This is a genomic window from Thioalkalivibrio sulfidiphilus HL-EbGr7 (genome assembly GCF_000021985.1).
In the GTDB taxonomy this organism is placed as follows: domain Bacteria; phylum Pseudomonadota; class Gammaproteobacteria; order Ectothiorhodospirales; family Ectothiorhodospiraceae; genus Thioalkalivibrio_A; species Thioalkalivibrio_A sulfidiphilus.
The window spans coordinates 3401427-3420445 of sequence record NC_011901.1; the positions used below are offsets into that span (position 1 = coordinate 3401427).

At 65.5% G+C, this 19019-nt stretch carries 17 protein-coding genes; 6 read left to right on the plus strand and 11 right to left on the minus strand.

Annotated features, from left to right (window positions below):
* Positions 1–9: 9 nt before the first annotated feature.
* The 5 genes from TGR7_RS16315 to glyQ all read right to left on the minus strand — a co-directional run bounded on the left by TGR7_RS16315 (position 10) and on the right by glyQ (position 5649).
* Positions 10–624, minus strand: a complete 615-nt coding sequence (locus tag TGR7_RS16315; protein ID WP_012639782.1) for a hypothetical protein — start codon at positions 622–624, stop codon at positions 10–12.
* A gap of 184 nt (positions 625–808) precedes the next feature.
* A complete protein-coding gene (locus TGR7_RS16320) occupies positions 809–1480 on the minus strand; it encodes a protein tyrosine phosphatase family protein (RefSeq protein WP_012639783.1) in 672 nt (223 codons plus the stop codon).
* Positions 1477–2223: a lysophospholipid acyltransferase family protein gene (locus TGR7_RS16325; protein WP_012639784.1), complete on the minus strand. Its 747-nt coding sequence runs from the start codon at positions 2221–2223 to the stop codon at positions 1477–1479. Before TGR7_RS16325 ends, TGR7_RS16320 begins: the two co-directional genes overlap by 4 nt.
* A 205-nt stretch (positions 2224–2428) precedes the next feature.
* A complete protein-coding gene (gene glyS / locus TGR7_RS16330) occupies positions 2429–4519 on the minus strand; it encodes a glycine--tRNA ligase subunit beta (protein ID WP_012639785.1) in 2091 nt (696 codons plus the stop codon).
* A gap of 209 nt (positions 4520–4728) precedes the next feature.
* Entirely contained in the window at positions 4729–5649 is a 921-nt protein-coding gene (glyQ, locus tag TGR7_RS16335) for a glycine--tRNA ligase subunit alpha (protein WP_012639786.1), read from the minus strand.
* Between the two features lie 154 nt (positions 5650–5803).
* Between glyQ and TGR7_RS16340 the strand changes: the two genes are divergently transcribed.
* The 6 genes from TGR7_RS16340 to glnG all read left to right on the plus strand — a co-directional run bounded on the left by TGR7_RS16340 (position 5804) and on the right by glnG (position 12695).
* Complete coding sequence (locus tag TGR7_RS16340; RefSeq protein ID WP_012639787.1) at positions 5804–6373, plus strand: hypothetical protein; 570 nt, start codon at positions 5804–5806, stop codon at positions 6371–6373.
* 105 nt (positions 6374–6478) lie between these two features.
* Positions 6479–7651 carry a cation diffusion facilitator family transporter gene (locus TGR7_RS16345; protein WP_012639788.1) on the plus strand — a complete coding sequence of 391 codons (1173 nt, stop codon included), beginning with the start codon at positions 6479–6481 and terminating at the stop codon, positions 7649–7651.
* Between the two features lie 244 nt (positions 7652–7895).
* The gene (gene glnA / locus TGR7_RS16350) at positions 7896–9305 is read left to right on the plus strand and encodes a glutamate--ammonia ligase (RefSeq protein WP_012639789.1); all 1410 of its coding nucleotides are present in this window, start codon (positions 7896–7898) and stop codon (positions 9303–9305) included.
* Between the two features lie 147 nt (positions 9306–9452).
* The gene (locus TGR7_RS16355) at positions 9453–9977 is read left to right on the plus strand and encodes a DUF4124 domain-containing protein (RefSeq protein WP_012639790.1); all 525 of its coding nucleotides are present in this window, start codon (positions 9453–9455) and stop codon (positions 9975–9977) included.
* A 242-nt stretch (positions 9978–10219) separates the two neighbouring features.
* Positions 10220–11287 carry a nitrogen regulation protein NR(II) gene (glnL, locus tag TGR7_RS16360; RefSeq protein ID WP_012639791.1) on the plus strand — a complete coding sequence of 356 codons (1068 nt, stop codon included), beginning with the start codon at positions 10220–10222 and terminating at the stop codon, positions 11285–11287.
* Entirely contained in the window at positions 11280–12695 is a 1416-nt protein-coding gene (gene glnG / locus TGR7_RS16365; RefSeq protein ID WP_012639792.1) for a nitrogen regulation protein NR(I), read from the plus strand. The genes glnL and glnG overlap by 8 nt, the downstream gene beginning before the upstream one ends.
* 199 nt (positions 12696–12894) lie before the next feature.
* On the opposite strand, the gene TGR7_RS16370 is transcribed toward glnG, so the two are convergent.
* The 6 genes from TGR7_RS16370 to TGR7_RS17955 all read right to left on the minus strand — a co-directional run bounded on the left by TGR7_RS16370 (position 12895) and on the right by TGR7_RS17955 (position 19009).
* Entirely contained in the window at positions 12895–16311 is a 3417-nt protein-coding gene (locus tag TGR7_RS16370) for a LamG domain-containing protein (RefSeq protein ID WP_148211525.1), read from the minus strand.
* A complete protein-coding gene (locus tag TGR7_RS16375; RefSeq protein ID WP_012639794.1) occupies positions 16308–16703 on the minus strand; it encodes a hypothetical protein in 396 nt (131 codons plus the stop codon). Before TGR7_RS16375 ends, TGR7_RS16370 begins: the two co-directional genes overlap by 4 nt.
* Positions 16700–17536 (minus strand): type II secretion system protein, encoded by an 837-nt coding sequence (locus TGR7_RS16380; RefSeq protein WP_245523002.1) that lies wholly within the window; start codon positions 17534–17536, stop codon positions 16700–16702. Before TGR7_RS16380 ends, TGR7_RS16375 begins: the two co-directional genes overlap by 4 nt.
* Positions 17537–17587: 51 nt before the next feature.
* Positions 17588–18022, minus strand: coding sequence for a prepilin-type N-terminal cleavage/methylation domain-containing protein (locus TGR7_RS16385; protein ID WP_012639796.1), 435 nt, complete (start codon positions 18020–18022; stop codon positions 17588–17590).
* 127 nt (positions 18023–18149) lie between these two features.
* A complete protein-coding gene (locus TGR7_RS16390; RefSeq protein ID WP_012639797.1) occupies positions 18150–18590 on the minus strand; it encodes a GspH/FimT family pseudopilin in 441 nt (146 codons plus the stop codon).
* Between the two features lie 41 nt (positions 18591–18631).
* Positions 18632–19009: a type II secretion system protein gene (locus TGR7_RS17955; protein WP_012639798.1), complete on the minus strand. Its 378-nt coding sequence runs from the start codon at positions 19007–19009 to the stop codon at positions 18632–18634.
* Between the last annotated feature and the right edge of the window lie 10 nt (positions 19010–19019).

The window sequence follows — 19019 nt, forward strand, 5'->3', positions numbered from 1 at the left end:
CGTGCCTTTCTAAAGCTCAAGTACCCGCGCGATGCCCGCGTTCACGTGCTGATCGGCATCGGGGCCGAAGCGGGTGGTCTCGGGGTCGAAGACGTCGGTGAAGGCGTAAGCGAACTTCACGTCCTGGATGCCGAGTGCGCCGAACAGGCGGGACTCCCGGGAGAAGTCGTCGTCGTGGAACACCAGCGTCGGCCAGCCGTCCTCCCCCGGCTCCAGGGCCGGACCGAAGAACACCACCCCCGGATTGTTGCGCAGGCGCAGGGCGCAGGTGCCCTCGGTGACACCCCCCATGGTGAGGAAATCGATGGTGCGCGAGAAGCGGGTCTTGTGGTTGAAGGCGGTGTCCACGGTGCCGTCGATGGCCGGGGCCTCCACCTCGTAGGCCAGCACCTCCGCCCCCGACTGCCGCCAGGCCTCCAGGTCACGGGCCCCGCGACGGCTGGGCAGATACACGAAGCGCAGCGGCGCGATGGCGTTCAGGGCCTCCAGCAGCTCGGCGCTGAAGGGCGGCGCGTTGACCAGCACGCCCTTGAGGTCCTGGTCAGCGAGGTAGTAGACCGCGGGTGCAGTGCCCAGGACGTGATAGATGCTGCGGCCACGCAGCTTGAGGAGTTCGGTGAGCATCAGGGATTAGATACAAGATCCAAGTGGCAAGAGACAAGAAAGGACACAGATGCAGGGGCGTTAGGGGTGTGGTTCAAGGTCTCCGTGTCCCATCGTAGGTCGGCCTTCAGGCCGACGCCTCTGCCCATCGAAGCCCCGCTGTCGGCCTGAAGGCCGACCTACGTGCCACACCTGCTGTCCACCCTCATTCCCGCCTTAACAGCCTGTCCACCAGGGCATCCATCACGGGCACGGGCTTGAAGGCGCGCTTCAATCGCTTCGGATCGTAACGGGTATCCACCCACTCCAGGAGACTCATGGGCCGCTCGGCGGTGTCCTTCAGGTAGGTCTCGAAGAAGTAGTCCAGCAGGCCGGTCTTGGCATAGCGGTAATGGAAATAGGGCCAGAGCTTCAATTGCCGGGTCTGCTCCAGGGGAACGCCCTCGATCCAGTGCAGGTACAGGGTCGCCATCAGTCCGGCCCGGTCGGCGCCGGACTTGCAGTGAAACCACACCGGATACTCGATGCGCTGCAACAGTTCATGGGCCTGGTGGATGACCTCCCGGGTGGGCAGATCCCGGGAATAGGTACGCAGGTGTTCCAGCCGCACACCCAGGCGCTCGCAGGCGTCCGCCTCCAGGGCCAGCATGGGATTGTCCGGCTCCTCGCCACGCAGGTTTATGACGGTGCGGATTCCGTGGCGCGGGATACGAAGGCTGAGATGCCGAGGTGAGGGCTGGCCCGAGCGGAAGGCGCGCTCGCTGATGCGGTGGAAGTTGTTCAGACCGAACTCCCGCACCCAACCATCGTCCGCCCACAACGCCCGGGCATAGACCCGGCGGCGCGCGGCCGGCGTGGAGAGATCGAAACCGCTCACGGACGCTCCACGGCGTCCAGTTCCTGTTGCCGGGACTCGATCCAGTCCTCGGCCTCCTTGAGGATGTCTTCAGGCTCGCGGCCCTTGCTCTGGATGGGCGGGCCGATCTCCACCCGGATGGTACCCGGATACTTGATGTAACTGTGTCGGGGCCAGTAGATGCCGGCGTTGTGGGCCACGGGCACCACCGGGTGTCCGGTGCGCGCCGCCAGCACCGCGCCGCCCTGCTTGTAGCGACCCCGGGTACCCGGCGCCACCCGGGTGCCTTCCGGGAACATCACCACCCACAGGCCCCGCCCCAGGCGATTGCTGCCCTGCTCCACCAGCTGTTCCAGGGCCTTGCGCCCGGCGCCCCGGTCGATGGCGATGGGTTCCATCACCCACAGCCCCCAGCCGAAGAAGGGGATGCGCATGAGTTCGCGCTTGAGCACCCAGACCTGGGGCGGAATGAAGCGCTGCAGGGCCAGGGTCTCCCAGGTGGACTGGTGCTTGCAGAGCAGGATGCCCGCCTCGCCCTCAAGGTGCTCGCGCCCCTTCACCTCGTACCTGAGCCCGCAGGTCAGACCCAGCCACCAGACATTGAAGCGGGTCCACTGGGACATGATGCGGTAACGCCCGTGCCAGGACAGGGGCAGCAGCAGCGGTCCGATCAGGGCGAAGAAGATGGTGGACGGCGCAAAACCCAGCCAGAACAGCGTGGCACGCAGGTACAGGAGCGGCTTGAAGTGTTTGCGCTGGTTCATCGGTGGTACATGCCTCGCCGCAGAGACGCGGAGTCGCGGAGTAAACACAATTCTTTTGACAGGATTAACATGATTCACAGGATTAAAGCGGACCAGGATCAATCCGGTTTAGCGGGTTAATCCTTAATCCCGTCAATCATGTTAATCCTGTCAAAGAGTTTCTTTGCTTTCCCTCTGCTCTCTGCGGCAGATGTTGAATCGAAGCTCAGCCCTCGCCGCCCGGCTGCAGGCGCGACATGTCCGCCACTTCCAGGAACAGCCCGCTCAGACTGTTGAGCAGGGCCAGGCGGTTGTCGCGCACGGCGGCGTCATCGGCCATCACCATCACGCCGTCGAAGAAGCGGTCCACCGGCTCACGCAGGGCGGCCAGCGCCGCCAGGCCCTCGGTGTAGCGACCCTCGGTGAACAGGGGCAGTGCCGTGCCGCGCAGGGCCTCGAGGCGGTCGAACAGGGCACGCTCCGCGTCCTCGCTGAAGCGCGCGGGATCGATCTGCTCAGGCAGCGCGCCCTCGACCTTCTTGAGGATGTTGTGGATGCGCTTGTGGGCGGCGGCGAGGCTCTGCGCCTCGGGCAGGCTGCGGAAGTGATCCACGCCCCGCACCCGGCGGTCGAAGTCCAGGGGGCGCAGCGGGCGGCAGGCAAGCACCGCCTCGAACACGTCCACGCCGATACCGCGGTCCGTGTAGTAGGCGCGCAGGCGTTCCATCATGTAGTCGAACACGGACGCCACGGCACCGGCGGCATTCACGTCCGTGCCCTGGTAACCCTCGGCGGCAGCGCGGATCAGGGCCAGCAGGTCCAGGTCCAGCTCGCGCTCGATGAGGATGCGCAGTACGCCCAGGGCGGCACGGCGCAGGCCGTAGGGGTCCTTGGCGCCGGTGGGCTTCTGACCGATGGCGAAGATGCCCACCAGGGTGTCGAGCCGGTCCGCCAGGGCCAGGGCCTTGCCCACCCCGGTCTCGGGGAGGTTGTCGCCCGCGTGCCGGGGCCAGTACTGCTCTTCCAGGGCCTGGGCCACGTCAGCCGGTTCGCCGCCGTGCTCGGCGTAGTAGCGGCCCATGGTGCCCTGCAACTCGGTGAACTCGAACACCATGTGGGTCTGCAGGTCGCACTTGGAGAGCATGGCGGCGCGCAGGGCCTCGCCATGATCCACGTTGAGCAGACCGGCCAGGTGCTTCGTGAGCGCCGCCACCCGTTCGGTCTTTTCAAACAGGGTGCCCAGCTTGCGCTGGAAGACCACGTGCTTGAGGGCCTCCAGGTGACTGTCCAGGGGCTTCTTGCGGTCCTGGTTCCAGAAGAACTCGGCGTCGGAGAAGCGCGGCCGGATGACCCGCTCGTTGCCCTCGCGCACCCGCTCCGGCTCCCGGGACTCGATGTTGCTCACGGTGATGAAGTGGGGCATGAGGCGCCCCACCTGGTCCACCACCGGGAAGTATTTCTGGTTGTCCTGCATGGTGGTGATGAGCGCCTCCTGGGGCACATCCAGGAAGCGGGTCTCGAAATGACCGGCGATGGCGCTGGGCCACTCCACCAGGGCCGTGACCTCGTCCAGCAGGTCCGGCTCGATGAGCGCGCGGCCGCCGAGTTTCTGAGCGGCGTCTTCCACCTGGCCCAGGATGGCCTCCCGGCGCGCCTCGAAATCGGCCATCACCCGGCCCTCGGTCTGGAGCAGGGGGGCATAGGCGGCCGGCTCGGCGATGAACAGGGTGTCCGGGTGATGGAAGCGATGACCGCGGGTCTCGCGGCCGGCCTTCACGCCCAGGATCTCGGCCTCCACCACGGCATCGCCCAGCAGCAGCACCACCCAGTGCACCGGGCGCACGAACTCGGCGTCGGAATCCCCCCAGCGCATGCGCTTGGGGATGGGCAGGGCGGCCAGGGCACGCTCAACGATCGACGGGATCAGCGCCGCCGCTGCCTTGCCCGGCTCCACGTGGCGATGCACCAGCCAGGCGCCCTTGTCGGTCTCCAGGCGCTCCAGGTCCTCCGGTTTCACGCCGCAGGAGGCGGCGAAACCCTGGGCGGCCTTGGTGGGATTGCCGTTGTCGTCAAAGGCGGCGGCGAGCGCCGGCCCCCGGCGTTCCATGGACTGATCCGGCTGGCGCGCGGCCACGTCCCGGCACAGCAGCGCCAGGCGCCGCGGCGCGGCAAAGGCCTGCACCTTCGAGGCCCCGATCCCCGCCTCCGCAAGACCCGCCGCCACGGATTCGGCAAAGGCATCCCGCAGGCCCTTGAGCGCCTTGGGCGGCAGCTCTTCGGTGCCGATTTCGATCAGGAGGTCGTGTGTCTGGGTCATGGGCCTGGTGTCTGGTTTGTGCTGTTGTCGTTAACTGCCGCCGCAGAGGCGCGGAGACGCAGAGATGACGAAAGGATCGGACAGGATTTACATGATTGACAGGATTAGAACTGCAGGCACCGAAGCCGTGAATCAAAAATCATGTTCATCATGTTAATCCTGTCAAATTGGTTTTCCTCCGCGCCTCCGCGCCTCTGCTGCAAAGGTTCTCAACCCTTGGCGCCCAGCATCGGGAAACCGAGGGCCTCGCGGGCGTTGTAATAGGCCTCGGCCACGGCGCGGGCCAGTTCGCGCACGCGCAGGATGTAGCCCTGGCGTTCGGTCACGGAGATGGCGCGGCGGGCGTCCAGGAGGTTGAAGGTGTGGGAGGCCTTGAGCATCTGCTCGTAGGCGGGCAACGGCAGGCCGGCCTCGATGAGGCGCTTGCTCTCACCCTCGCAGGTCTCGAACCAGGCGAACAGGGCCTCCACGTTGGCGTGTTCGAAGTTGTAGGCGGACTGCTCCACCTCGTTCTGGTGGTAGACGTCGCCGTAGCTCACCCGGCCCTGGGGGCCCTCGGTCCAGGTCAGGTCGTAGACGCTCTCCACGCCCTGCAGGTACATGGCCAGACGCTCCAGCCCGTAGGTGATCTCGCCGGACACCGGCCGGCAGTCGAGCCCGCCCACCTGCTGGAAGTAGGTGAACTGGGTGACCTCCATGCCGTTGAGCCACACCTCCCAGCCCAGGCCCCAGGCGCCCAGCGTGGGGGATTCCCAGTTGTCCTCCACGAAGCGGATGTCGTGCACCAGGGGGTCGATGCCGATGGCCTTGAGCGAGCCCAGGTACAGTTCCTGGATCTCGGCGGGCGAGGGCTTGAGGATCACCTGGAACTGGTAGTAGTGCTGCAGGCGGTTGGGGTTCTCGCCGTAGCGCCCGTCGGTGGGCCGGCGCGAGGGCTGCACATAGGCGGCCCGCCAGGGCTCCGGGCCGATGGCACGCAGGAAGGTGGCGGAATGGAAGGTGCCTGCGCCCATCTCCATGTCATAGGGCTGCAGGACCACGCAGCCGCGCTCCGCCCAGTATTGCTGCAGGGTCAGGATGAGCTCCTGGAAGCTCAGGCCGTGGTGCTTCGGGGATCGCTGTCGGGACATGGGGAAAACCGGCTGGCGTGGTTGCGCAAAGGGCTGGAGTATACCGTCCGGGCCGTCTCACAGACCAGCCGTCTGCCCGGGCGTTGAACCTGGCCCGCTTGATGCTAAGTAATCAGTGAGGACTTCTTTTGCATCACCGCAACGGGAGGATCACATGCCCGAACTCATCATGGAGCCCACCCCCGCCGCCCAGTGGCAGCGCCTCGTGCAGGAGGCCGCCGGTCAGGTACACCAGGAACTGGACGAGACCCTGGAGAGCTACCTGGTGCTGCTCATGATCCGCTTCACCGAAAACCCCGAGACCGGACACCGCATCATGGCCCTGGACTACCTGCGCGGACTGCGTGCCGCGCCCCGGGCCCAGGCAGTGGCCCTGCGGGACGTGGGCGATCACTGCCTGCTGTTCTCCGGGCTGTTCAGCCAGCGGGCCCGGCGCCGTCGGGTGAGCGTGGGTTACTTCGTGGACATCGGCCGCTCCGCCTACCAGCAGGTGGCCGACCGTCAGCCGGGCGGCTCCCTGAGCGACCTGTTCGGCGCCCTGGCCCATGGCTTCCTGGGCCTGTCCGATGTACTGCGCGCCATGCGCGAACTGGGCGGCGCCCCGGGCCTTTCCGCCCTGGAGGCCCTGGAGTTGTGGCAGGACCATGGCAGCCGCCAGGCCCGCCAGGTGCTGGAAGGCATCACCGACGCCACCCCCCTGCGCGGCCCCGAGACACTCATGTAGGAGGCCCGACCCCGGGCCGAATGGGGTGGTTCGGCCCGGGGTCGGGCCTCCTGCAGACGCCTTGCCACTAGCCACTTGCCACTTCCATCCATCACACTTTGATGGATGAACGACACCTCCGAACTCCTGCCCGGCAAATCCCGCGAGCGCACCATGCGCCGGGTGACGCTGACTGCGGCGTTCATCAATCTCATGCTCTCGGCGGCACAGATCGTCGGCGGTGTGTTCACCCAGTCCCAGGCCCTTATTGCCGACGGCATGCACACCCTCTCGGACCTGATGAGCGACGGCGTGGTGCTGTTGGCCGGGCGCCAGGCCAACGTGGCGCCGGACAGTGAACACCCCTACGGACACGCACGCATCGAGACCCTGGCCACCGTGGTGGTGGGCCTGCTGCTGTTGGGCGTGGGGATCGGCATCGGGGTCGATGCCGGGCAGCGCCTGTTCGAACCGGAACGCCTGCTCAGTCCCGAACCCCTGGCCCTGGGCTTCGCGGTGCTGGCCATCGTGTTCAAGGAGGGGCTCTACCAGTACACCATCCGGGTCGCCCGGCGCATCCGCTCCAACCTGCTCAAGGCCAACGCCTGGCATCACCGCTCAGACGTGGTTTCCTCCATCGTGGTGCTGGTGGGCGTGGGCGGCACCCTGGCCGGCCTGCCCTACCTGGATGCCGTGGCCGCGGTGCTGGTGGCGGCGCTCATCGCCCACATGGGCGGGAAACTGATCTGGGACAGCGCCCGAGAGCTGATCGATACGGGCCTGGCCGAGGAGCGGGTCGAGCACATCCGTCAGACCATCCTCGCGGTGGAAGGGGTGAAGAACCTGCACATGCTGCGCACCCGGCGCATGGCCGGCACGGCACTGGCCGACGTTCACATCCAGGTGCCTTCCCGGGTGAGCATCTCCGAGGGTCACCAGATCAGCGAGCGCGTGCGCCTGGCGGTGACCGATGCCTTCGAGGAGGTCACCGACGTGACCGTGCACATCGACCCCGAGGACGACGAGCACAACCCGCCAGCCCTGGACCTGCCCACGCGCACTCACCTGCTGTCCCGGCTCCAGGGGCAGTGGGCGGAGATCTCCGAAACCCGCCAACTGGAGAATGTGGTGCTACATTATCTGGGCGGCCAGGTGCACCTGGAGTTGTATCTGCCCCAAAGTGTGGCGCCGGACGTCGAGGCTGCCTCAAACCTGTCCGCCCGCCTGCGAGAGGCCAGCAAGCAGCTTGCGGAAGTGGGCGAAGTGGTGGTCTATTTCCGGGGCAATGGGCCGCGATAGACCGCCGCCCAGCCTAATGCACTATAATGGAACGATTCCCCGACATTGCGCACCATGATGGTGCGGTTTTGTTTCCGCATCGATCCCTGACCCCCCTGCAGCCCTTGTTGCGCCGCCATTGGGCGGATGGCATGGATCATGCTTCATAACAGGGCAGACGGTTCGCCAGGGCACCGATGAAGCACCTGACGCACCGGTAACAACCATTTTTGACCACGTTTACTTACTCCCCGGAGGAGCAGGCATGTCCCCAGCAGATGTGATGAAGATGATCAAGGAAAACGGCGTCAAGTTCGTCGACTTCCGTTTCACCGATACTCGCGGCAAGGAGCAGCACGTTTCCGTGCCTTCCCACACCATTGAAGAGGACGTCTTCGAGAGCGGCAAGATGTTCGACGGCTCCTCCATCGCCGGCTGGAAGGGCATCAACGAGTCCGACATGATCCTCATGCCCGACGCCGCCAGCGCCGTCATGGACCCCTTCTTCGACGAGCCCACCCTGATCATCCGCTGCGGCGTCATCGAACCCGCCACCATGCAGGGCTATGACCGCTGCCCCCGTTCCCTGGCCCAGCGCGCAGAGGCCTACCTGGCCAGCACCGGCATCGCCGACGGCGCCCTGTTCGGCCCCGAGAACGAGTTCTTCGTGTTCGACGACGTGAAGTGGGGCAACGAGATCTCCGGCTCCTTCTTCCGCGTGGACTCCGACGAGGCCTCCTGGAACTCCGAGAAGGTGTTCGAGGGCGGCAACATCGGTCACCGTCCCACCGTCAAGGGTGGCTACTTCCCCGTGCCCCCGGTGGACAGCCTGCAGGATCTGCGTTCCGCCATGTGCCTGGCCTTGGAAGAGATGGGTCTGACCACCGAGGTGCACCACCACGAGGTGGCCACCGCCGGCCAGTGCGAGATCGGCGTCGGCGCCGCCAGCCTGACCCGCAAGGCCGACGAGGTGCAGATCCTCAAGTACGTGGTGCAGAACGTGGCCCACAACTATGGCAAGACCGCCACCTTCATGCCCAAGCCCCTGGTGGGCGACAACGGCAGCGGCATGCACGTGCACATGTCCCTGTCCAAGGGCGGCGTGAACCTGTTCAGCGGTGACCAGTACGGCGGCCTGTCCGAGACCGCCCTGTACTACATCGGCGGCATCATCAAGCACGCCCGCGCGCTGAACGCCTTCACCAACGCCTCCACCAACAGCTACAAGCGTCTGGTGCCCGGTTTCGAGGCCCCGGTGATGCTGGCCTACTCCGCCCGCAACCGTTCCGCCTCCATCCGCATCCCGTTCGTGATGAGCCCCAAGGCCCGCCGAATCGAGGTGCGCTTCCCGGATTCCACCGCCAACCCCTACCTGGCCTTCTCGGCCATGATGATGGCTGGCCTGGACGGCATCCAGAACAAGATCCACCCCGGCGAGGCCATGGACAAGAACCTGTACGATCTGCCCCCCGAAGAGGAGAAGCAGATCCCGCAGGTGTGCCACGCCCTGGATCAGGCCCTCAACGCCCTGGACAAGGACCGCGACTTCCTCAAGGCCGGCGGCGTGTTCAGCGACGACATGATCGATGCCTACATCGCCCTGAAGATGGAAGAAGTGACCCGCCTGCGCATGACCACCCACCCGGTGGAGTACGATCTGTACTACAGCCTCTAAAAAGGCTGCAGGCCCCAAAAAAGAAGGCCCCGCATTGCGGGGCCTTCTTTTTTTGGGGCAAAGGCAAGAGGCAAGTAAAGGCATTGTTCCTCTTGTCTCTTGCCTCTTGTATCTTGTATCTGGTCCACCACACGCTAGGCTCTAACCATGCGCCTCACATTCATACCCCTGCTGCTCCTCGCCCTCACGGCTTCCGCTCATGCCGACGTCTACCGCTGGACCGATGCCGAGGGCAACGTGGTGTTCGGCGACAACCCGCCCGAAGGGGTCCAGGCGGAACGCATCCAGCTGCGTCAGCCCATGACCACCCCAGCCATGCCCCAGGCCCGGGAGATCCTGGAACGGGGGCGCGAGACCCGTGACGAGACCCCGGCCACGCCCTACGAGCGCCTGCGCATCGCCAGCCCCGGCGATGACGAACCGGTACGCGCCAACGACGGCAACTTCACCATCTCGGTGGAGATCCACCCGGAACTGCGCACCCAGTCGGGACACCGCCTGCGCCTGATCATGGACGGCAGCCCGGTGGGCACCAGCGACCGACCCCACTTCGAGATGCGCAACGTCGACCGCGGCACCCACCGGATCCGGGTCCAGGTCCTGGACCGTGAGGAGCGGGTGATCCAGGAATCCGACAGCATCCAGTTCCACCTGCTGCGCCACCACATCTGACCCCGCCGGGCCAGCGGCCCGACACCCCACCTCGGCAACCACATTCCAGGGCGCACGCACCGATTTGGTGCAATAATGCATTCAGCCCTGTGATCAGGCACCGTCCTGGCGCCTGACCGTACCCGCCACCTGCTGGCCGGACCCCCTGAAAACGCCGGTCTGCCGCGCCATGCCCCAGGGCTGTGCAGTGATCGCCGGTTTCTGCACCAGGCTGGTTTGCTTTTTGCATGGTGGTCATACGTATGCCCAAGTCACAGACACCCTACCCCTACCTGATGGAAAACCTGACCACCGCCGTGCTGGTCCTGGATGCCCAACTGCATCTCAGCTACATGAACCCGGCGGCGGAAATGCTGTTCGAGATCAGCCTGGGCAGGGTGCGGGGCCAGCCCATGGATGCCCTGGTGCGCGAGGACACCCAGCTGCGCACCAGCCTGGAGCATTCCCTGCGCACCGGGCACCCGTTCACCGAGCGCGAGCACGTGCTGCACCCGGTGCACGGCCACCAGGCCACCGTGGACATGACCGTCACGCCGCTCACCGAGACCCACCAGCCCCGCCAGCTGCTGGTGGAACTGGTGCAGATCGACCGCCAGCTGCGCATCTCCCGGGAGGAGAGCCTGCTCAGCCAGCACGCCGCCACCCGCGCCCTGGTACGCGGCCTGGCCCACGAGATCAAGAACCCGCTGGGCGGCCTGCGCGGGGCTGCCCAGCTGCTGGAGCGGGAACTGCCGGACAAGGGGCTGCACGAGTACACGCGCATCATCATCGGCGAGGCGGATCGGTTGCAGGCCCTGGTGGACCGCATGCTCGGCCCCAACAACATCCCCCGCAAGAAGCTGCTCAACGTCCACGAGGTGCTGGAACACGTACGCAGCCTGCTCTCGGTGGAGGCCCCGGAAGGCGTGCACATCGACTCCGACTACGACCCGAGTATCCCCGAGCTCCTCGCCGACCGCGACCTGCTCATCCAGGCGGTGCTCAACATCGCCCGCAACGCCCTGCAGGCGGTGGGCGAGTCCGGGCGCATCGTGCTGCGCACCCGGGTGCTGCGCCAGTACACCGTGGGCCAGGTGCGCCACAAGCTGGTGGCCCGCATCCAGATCATCGACAACGGCCCGGGCATCCCCGAGGAGATGCGCGAGCGCATCTTCTACCCCATGGTGTCCGGCCGCGACGGCGGCACCGGCCTCGGCCTGTCCATCGCCCAATCCCTCATCAACCAGCACGGCGGGCTGATCGAATGCAGCTCACAGCCGGGCAAGACCGTCTTTTCGCTATTGATTCCGCTGGAGACCACGGATGAATAATCACGAACACGTCTGGGTCATCGACGACGACCGATCCATTCGCTGGGTCCTGGAACGGGCCCTGGACAAGGCGGGCATCGAGGTCACCTCCTTCGAGACCGCCGGTGCCGCCCTCGATGCCCTGGAGAAGGACACCCCCGACGCGGTGGTGACCGACATCCGCATGCCCGGCATGGACGGCCTGGAACTGCTCGACCGCCTGCACCGGGATCACCCGCAGCTTCCGGTGATCATCATGACCGCCCACTCGGACCTGGAGAGCGCCGTCTCCGCCTACCAGGGGGGCGCCTTCGAGTACCTGCCCAAGCCCTTCGACGTGGACGACGCCGTGGCCCTGGTGCACCGGGCCTGCCAGCTGCACCGGGAGCGGGCCCAGCCGGAGGCCGGACAAAGCGACCATGGCACCGAGATCATCGGCGAGGCGCCGGCCATGCAGGAGGTGTTCCGCGCCATCGGCCGGCTGTCACGCTCCAACATCACCGTGCTGATCAATGGCGAATCCGGTACCGGCAAGGAACTGGTGGCACGGGCCCTGCACCGACACAGCCCGCGGGCGAACATGCCCTTCATCGCCCTGAACACCGCCGCCATCCCCAAGGACCTGCTGGAATCGGAACTCTTCGGCCACGAAAAGGGCGCCTTCACCGGCGCCCAGGCATCGCGCCGCGGCCGCTTCGAGCAGGCCGACAGCGGCACCCTGTTCCTGGACGAGATCGGCGACATGCCCGCGGAGCTGCAGACCCGCCTGCTGCGCGTACTGGCCGACGGCGAGTTCTACCGGGTGGGCGGCCATACCCCCATCCGGGTGGACGTGCGCATCATCGCCGCCACCCACCAGAACCTGGAACAGCGGGTGCGCGAGGGCCTGTTCCGCGAGGACCTGTTCCACCGCCTCAACGTGATCCGCATCCACGTGCCCTCCCTGCGCGAACGCCGCGAGGACATCCCGCTGCTGCTCAACTATTTCCTGGGCCAGGCGGCCAAGGAACTGAACGTGGAGCGCAAGGTGCTGCTGCCCGAGGTGCGCGATTACCTCTCGAGTCTTGACTGGCCCGGCAACGTGCGCCAGCTGGAGAACACCTGCCGTTGGCTCACGGTCATGGCCTCCGGTCGCGAGGTGCACCTGGACGACCTGCCGCCGGAGTTTCGCGACCAGCCCGAGACCACCACCGCCGTGGGCTGGGAACAGGCCCTGGCCCAGTGGGCCGACCAGGCCCTCGCCCGTGGCGAACACGCCCTGCTGGAACAGGCCATGCCCGCGTTCGAGCGCATCATGATCCGCGCCGCCCTGAAGCGCACCGGCGGCCGTCGCCAGGACGCCGCCAAGCTGCTGGGCTGGGGCCGCAACACCCTGACGCGCAAGATCAACGAACTGGGTATGGAAGAAGGCAAGGACGAGGATTCATAGGGCGGGCCATGCCCGCCGCAGAGAAACCCTGAATCTCTGCACGCTCAGGGTGAGGGATGAGGCGTCAGGCCTCAGTCGGGAGTGTCGTGGGCCCGAATTCAAAGCCATTACCGTAGGTCGGCCTTCAGGCCGACAGCGAAGGCTTCGGTGGGCAGCGGCGTCGGCCTGAAGGCCGACCTACCTGCACTCTCCCCACGTTTCAAGGCAGCTCGCGGATGTAGATCTGCCGTTCGTTGCCACCGAACACACCGAAGGTGGCACGCCCCTCGGGGCCGCGCTGGTTGCCGTCGCCATCCCAGTCGAACTGCAGCCAGGGCAAGTCGGCGCCGCTGCTTACCGATAGATCCGGCCGCAGGTCCACGTAACCGGTATTTCCGGCACCCGGCGCTGTCAGGTTCACGTCCAGCCGCCCCGCCACGGCAGGGCTGCTGAGTACCGTGGCGGTGCTGGTGCCGCCGGAAAGCTGGATGTCCGGATTGAGGTGACCGGCATCCAGCGCCGTGCAGCTGTCATCCAGATTGATGCGAAACCCGCCGTCTCGGAAATAACTCGTATACATGGGCACGGTCAGGGGCAACAGCTCCGGCCCATGGGCGTTGCCCATCTCCAGTCGTCCCCAGCGCTGTTCGTCCTCGTCGGCCGGGAAGTCCACGTCGAATCGGAACGGGTTGTCCCCATACACCACTCCGTCCCCATCCTCCACAGTGAACGATATTTGCACCTGACCGTTGACCGGATCCACCGGCGTACCGTTTCGTTCGTAGGTGAACTCACCCGCGAAGCCCACCACCACCTCGCCCTGGCAGCCGCCCGATGCACAATCGATGGCGTCATGACTGGCATCGATCACAAAGCTCACCCCCACCGGTAGCGGTTCGGGCTGACCGGCATGGGCGTAGTCCGGCGCGATATCCGTCAGGCGCCACCAGGCACCGTCGTAGTTGCGGGTGGTCACACCATGGCGATTACGCGCCGTGATACGTATCTCCGGTGCGGTGGCATAACCAAACCACTGCGACATGTAGGTGAAACCTCCGCCGCAGGCGGCCTCGAATTCGGGACTGTTGTCCAGAACAACCTGGAAATCATAGGGCGTGAAGCGCCCCAGGTTGTCGCTCAGGCCCCCATTCACATCTACCCCGTGGTAGGTTCCCGGCAACGGCGATGCGCTGACGCGAAACACACCCACCTCCGAGATCTCCTGGTCCGGGATCTCGGCCACACCTGCATCGGCCGCGGTCAGACTGACACTGCCCACAGCAAGCACGCCACCCACGCCCGGCAGCGGGGCCAGCGGCTCCGAAGTGAGCGGGATGTTGTTCAGCCGGAAATTGGGTGTCACTCGTGCCGCCCGGTTCATGCACAGATCACCGCCATCGTCGTCCCGCCATGCAACTGCCGAGACACGCAGCGGAAACTGCTCACCCGCACGACGGAAGACACTGCAGGACGGTGATGCCGGATCACAATCGGCGTTCGCGGCAGGCGTGTCCACACACAGGCCTGCCGGACGGACCACGAACTGGCCACTGCCGGTCATCACCAGGCCGGCTTCTTCCTCCTGTCCGTCGAACCGCGCATGCAGCGTGAGCAGGCCGGCATCCTGATAAAGCAGCGCAAGCTGTGCCTGAGCATTATCGTCGAAGACCAGGGACACCGCCGTTCCGGGGTCTGCAGAACCCAGGGTCACACCATCCACCGACAGTGCCAGGGTGCCGGTGCCCGGATCCGCATAGTCGAACCACATGCCTACATCACGCGCACCTGAGAAGGCCGGGGCGCACGTGCCCGGGCCGGCGGGATCGGCGCTTAGCGCACTGATGGTTACAGGCTGCGCCACACGCCCGGCGAGCATGGGTTCTGCGGCCGTGAAGTCGAACTCGAACCCGGACAGGGAGAACACCATGTCACAGGTCTCTACACCCCCGCTGAAGCAACGGAGCGCGCTCTGCACGGGTGGATCCACCGCCGCCACCTGCAAGTTGACCGTGCCCGGCGTGGTGTAACGCAGAGCAACGCTTGCACTGCCGTTGACGGTAACCGGATTGGGACTCCACACGCCTCCGGCCGGGGCCGTCAAGAGCGTGACAACCACCGGGTCCGCGAACAGGCTCGTGCACTCAGCATCGGCGCATGCCTGAACCACCACTGACTCCGGCATACAGGTCAGACCCTGACCGTCGTGCAGCAACCGGATGTGATGGGGGCTGGCCGTCTCACAGGGATGTGTTGCGTTCATCACGGAGAGAACATCGTCGGTGGTGAGCGAGCCCCGGTAAACGCGCACCTCATCGATCAGACCGGAAAACTCATAGCTACGGCCCACGTCATTGCCGATGCGCAGCGGATCGCCATTGGTGATCAGGCTGTCGACTGGAAATACCAGCGTCGCTGCCGAGGCCCCGTTCACATACAGGGTGAGTGAGGTTGGCGCGAACACCAGTGCCACATGAGTCCATTGTCCCGTGGCCGGCAGCGCGGTGCTGACTTCCCAGCCGCTCGTGCTGTGTCCGCCCACCGTCATGGCGCGACCCTTGAGCACACCGTCCTCGGAAAAGATGCCCATCTGCGCACGTCCCGCGCCACCGCCATGGACGGACTTGGCCATCACCTGGCGAATGGTCCCGGACCAGGTGTTTGGGCGGATCCAGGCGGTGTAGGTCAGTGCGCTGGTGCCGGTGAGGTTCGGGTGGCCGGGCACCTCCACATAGGCAGAGCTGCCGTCGAAAACACCGTAACGGCAGGTACCCGGATCGCCGGGAATGGCCGGTGTTGAGATCGCAGTTTGCGCGCTGCCGATAGCCGTGCCGTGGCGTCCGTTGCCACTGGAGTCTTGAACCTCGCCAGCCGCTCCGCTCCAGACCGGCTCCTCCATGCGCCAGTGAGCCGCAAGGCCCAGGTTGAGCGGGCGCAGTACCAGCGCCTGTGCAATCCAGTTCGTGTTCGGACCGCTGGCCTGGCGCACGCCCGTGTTCCCCGGGCTGCGTATCTCACCGGCCATCCGGATGGCCGCGCCATTGGGGCCGGCACCTGTTTCGTGGTTGAACACCTGACCCATGCCCGACGGCAGACCCAGTGCGGTGTTGCCATTGGCCGAAGCGAAGCTGGTGAGCAGGCGACTGCCGTCAATGCTGACCAGCACCGATGGCGCGGTCAGTGTTGTGCCGGACCCGCCCTGCCCGGCATGGACACTGACCGGATTGTGCGGATCGACGCCCCTGAAGAGCGCGATTCCGCCGGCCGCCCGTGTACTGGCAAACGTCCATGTATAGGAAGGCGGTTCCGTCGGGCCCGCAACGCGCACATAGAGGCGTTGCGTGAGGTTTGGTCCGCTTGTCCTTGAATCAGTACGCACCAGTGTCCAACCGGCGGGCGCGGTTACCGGCGACGTGTGGCGCACAGCCACTTGCGCGATCATGACATCGCCCTCGACTGCGCCAGCCGGCACGGAGAGGCTCAGGGAAGTGGCAGGGCTCGAATCGCCCGTCGTACTGATTCCTTCCAGCGTGATCTCGGCCCGCGACGCTGTCGCGATGAGACACAGCAGTAGTAGACCGGCAAGCCGAACCAGCGTGTTGAACGCCGCAACACCCACCGAATGTCTACCCAGGTTCACGACTGATCCACCACGCTGATACGAATGGTACGGCTCACCAGTGTGCCCGACTCGATGCTGCCTCTGGCAGCCGACGCGGTAATGCGGTACACCGGGTAATCGCTGCCGGCTTCATCCACAATCCAGTTCTGACAGTCTATGGTCACAGTGAATCCCTCAACAGTCACGGAGCCACTTACCGTTCCACATCCACCGGCAATCGCCTGGGCGACAGCCGCATCTGCACCACTGCGAGCCGCATAGTGAGCCCGCAGGGCCTCCAAGCCCTGGGCGGTGGTGACACTGCGCCCGGAGAGCAACAGGGCTGAGACGGTCGCCACCGCGAGGATACCGGTGATCAGCAGCACCGCCGAGATCAGCGCGAAGCCCTGTTGATGATGTCTGTCTCTCATGGTGTGTTCAGCACGTGTACCTGTTGCAACAGGGAGACCGTCTCCCCTGCCTCGCTGAGGCTCAGCCGTATCGACACCAAACCGTTGCGCGTACCCGCGCCGGGGTCGAAGCGAATATCACATCCCGCGACAAACCGCGCTGCCGTATCCCCGGCACCCAGCTCGGTGCTGGACACCGGCTGGCTGCTCTGAAAGCCGTATCCCTGGTGGCGGGTCAACACGCCAGCGACGGGATCACAGACATAACTCACGGGCGAAGACACCAGCTGAAAACGCTGGGCAGGAGACGCGAATGGAAACCGGTGTGCCGCTGCCAGGGCGATATAGGTGCTGCTGCTGCCCGCTGCATCCACCGGCGCCCGGTTGTCGCTTGCATAGGCGTTGCCCTGCCCGCCCACAGCCGTCAGGTTGTAGATCACCACGGCGCTTCCCGGTCCGGGTGCCGAGGGCAGCGGACCCATCACGTCGAAGCCGGTGTCCGTGCTGCCGAAATCCAGGATATCGCCGCTGCCATCCCCAGCCAGGGTCGCGCGGTAACGTCCCCCCGACAGAGTGGGAATGAACTCCAGAACCGTTCGCCCGCCGGCGCTCTGGACACGCACACTGTTCGGCAGCGCCGCACGCAATTCTCGGGTCATGAGCATCAGCGCCGAATCGGCCGCCTCCACCAGTTCGGCCCGCCGCTTCATGTCGTCGAAGGCGCGAAACGGCTGCACGATGAACACCGAAGACACGGCCACCAGCGCACCCAGCAGCACGATGACCATGATCATTTCGATCAGGGTGAAACCACTTTGAAGTGGGAAGGGCGAATTGGGAAGTGCGAAGGACAAACCGGCCTCCCTCTTGCCTCTTGTCACTTGTCTCTTGCCTCCGCGCATTGCTCAGTACTGCGCCCTGTAGCCGGCCAGTGAGAGATTGATGGGCTGGCTCGTGTGGCTGACCTGCACCTCCACTCGCCGGGCCGCGACGCCACCGAGACTCGTATCAGACACATTGACCGTGACGCGATAGGCTGACAACCCGGGCAGACCATTCCCCTGCTGGTCCGTGGGTGTTTGTGCGTTGATGCAATCGTAGGCCGCAACGCCCAGCCACTGGTCTCGCGGGCCGGCGCAGTCTGCCGGTCCGTCATAGGGCCGCAGCAGGGCCTCTTCCAGATAGGATTGCGCGATGTAGACCGCCTGGGTCTGGATCATGGGGTCCACGCTGCGCGCAGCCACGTTGGCCACCAGCAGCATCACACCGCCCACCGCCGCGCCGATGACGACGATGGCGATGATCAGTTCGATGAGGGTGAAGCCCCTTTGAAGTGGCAAGTGGCAAGTGGCAAGTGGCAAGGTTGCGCCGCTTCGCGACGAGCTGGATGGTTTAGATCGGGCTTTAGTCCGTTCCACGGGTACCGGTGTTCCCTTGCCACTAGCCACTAGCCAGTTGCCACTGCCCTTAACCAACATAACCGGCACTGGAAATCGTGATGGTTCGGGGCCCGACACTGATACTGCCACCACTGGAACGACCCAGCCCGTCGAAGGTGACCGTGAGCGCGCCTACGGTCAGCCCGGACGGCACGGTTCCCTGGTAAGCGCCACCCCGTACCGGCTGTCGTGCCGCCTGGGTGAAACCACCGCTGCCACAGGACTGGCCTGCGGCATCTGCGCGCAGGAAGACCCCGTACTCCCCGGCCGTCACCCGCACCTGTACCTCGCAGCCGGAGGCGGAAGCAAGGGCACGGGCGTGACGAAACGCCGCCTTCAACTCCTGTTCGAAGGCAGCGGCGTCCAAACCAGTGCGGTCCATCAGGCGCGGCAGGGCAAAAACCGAGACCGCACCCAGCAGCAGGATGACCGTGACCAGCTCGATCAGCGTAAAACCCCGTGACCTCATGCCAGATCCTCAGCCCGGTGATCATGCCGAGCCGGGATGCATTACCAGCTCTTGGTAATGGTGGCAGGGGCTGCTGCCGTTTCAGCGGCCGACACAGTAATGGTGTAGGTTGTCGAGCCAATGGTGCGGCTGATGGCAGCACCTGAGGCCGTCCAACCGTCCGGGGCAGGCGCCATCGCGCCCAACAACTCGGTACCGTTGGTGATCGGTGCCGCAGGGCTGATGGCGCCAGAAATATTCCCTGCGAAGTTGATAGCCGTGGCTGCCTGCGCGGCACCAAAGACACCGTCAGCAGAAGCGACTTCCGCCTGGCCCTGCAGATCGATATACCGCGGCAACGCGATGACCGCGAGCGCACCCAGAATCACGATCACCATGATCAGTTCGATCAGGGTGAAACCACTTTGTCTTGCCTGCATGGTGTTACTC

What these genes read in the sequence shown, in the direction of transcription:
- TGR7_RS16315 (WP_012639782.1), bottom strand. Translation starts at nt 624, where the DNA reads ATGCTCACCGAACTCCTCAAGCTGCGTGGCCGCAGCATCTATCACGTC.
- TGR7_RS16325 (WP_012639784.1), bottom strand. Translation starts at nt 2,223, where the DNA reads ATGAACCAGCGCAAACACTTCAAGCCGCTCCTGTACCTGCGTGCCACG.
- glyS (WP_012639785.1), bottom strand. Translation starts at nt 4,519, where the DNA reads ATGACCCAGACACACGACCTCCTGATCGAAATCGGCACCGAAGAGCTG.
- glyQ (WP_012639786.1), bottom strand. Translation starts at nt 5,649, where the DNA reads ATGTCCCGACAGCGATCCCCGAAGCACCACGGCCTGAGCTTCCAGGAG.
- TGR7_RS16340 (WP_012639787.1), top strand. Translation starts at nt 5,804, where the DNA reads ATGCCCGAACTCATCATGGAGCCCACCCCCGCCGCCCAGTGGCAGCGC.
- TGR7_RS16345 (WP_012639788.1), top strand. Translation starts at nt 6,479, where the DNA reads ATGAACGACACCTCCGAACTCCTGCCCGGCAAATCCCGCGAGCGCACC.
- glnA (WP_012639789.1), top strand. Translation starts at nt 7,896, where the DNA reads ATGTCCCCAGCAGATGTGATGAAGATGATCAAGGAAAACGGCGTCAAG.
- TGR7_RS16355 (WP_012639790.1), top strand. Translation starts at nt 9,453, where the DNA reads ATGCGCCTCACATTCATACCCCTGCTGCTCCTCGCCCTCACGGCTTCC.
- glnL (WP_012639791.1), top strand. Translation starts at nt 10,220, where the DNA reads ATGCCCAAGTCACAGACACCCTACCCCTACCTGATGGAAAACCTGACC.
- glnG (WP_012639792.1), top strand. Translation starts at nt 11,280, where the DNA reads ATGAATAATCACGAACACGTCTGGGTCATCGACGACGACCGATCCATT.
- TGR7_RS16375 (WP_012639794.1), bottom strand. Translation starts at nt 16,703, where the DNA reads ATGAGAGACAGACATCATCAACAGGGCTTCGCGCTGATCTCGGCGGTG.
- TGR7_RS16390 (WP_012639797.1), bottom strand. Translation starts at nt 18,590, where the DNA reads ATGAGGTCACGGGGTTTTACGCTGATCGAGCTGGTCACGGTCATCCTG.
- TGR7_RS17955 (WP_012639798.1), bottom strand. Translation starts at nt 19,009, where the DNA reads ATGCAGGCAAGACAAAGTGGTTTCACCCTGATCGAACTGATCATGGTG.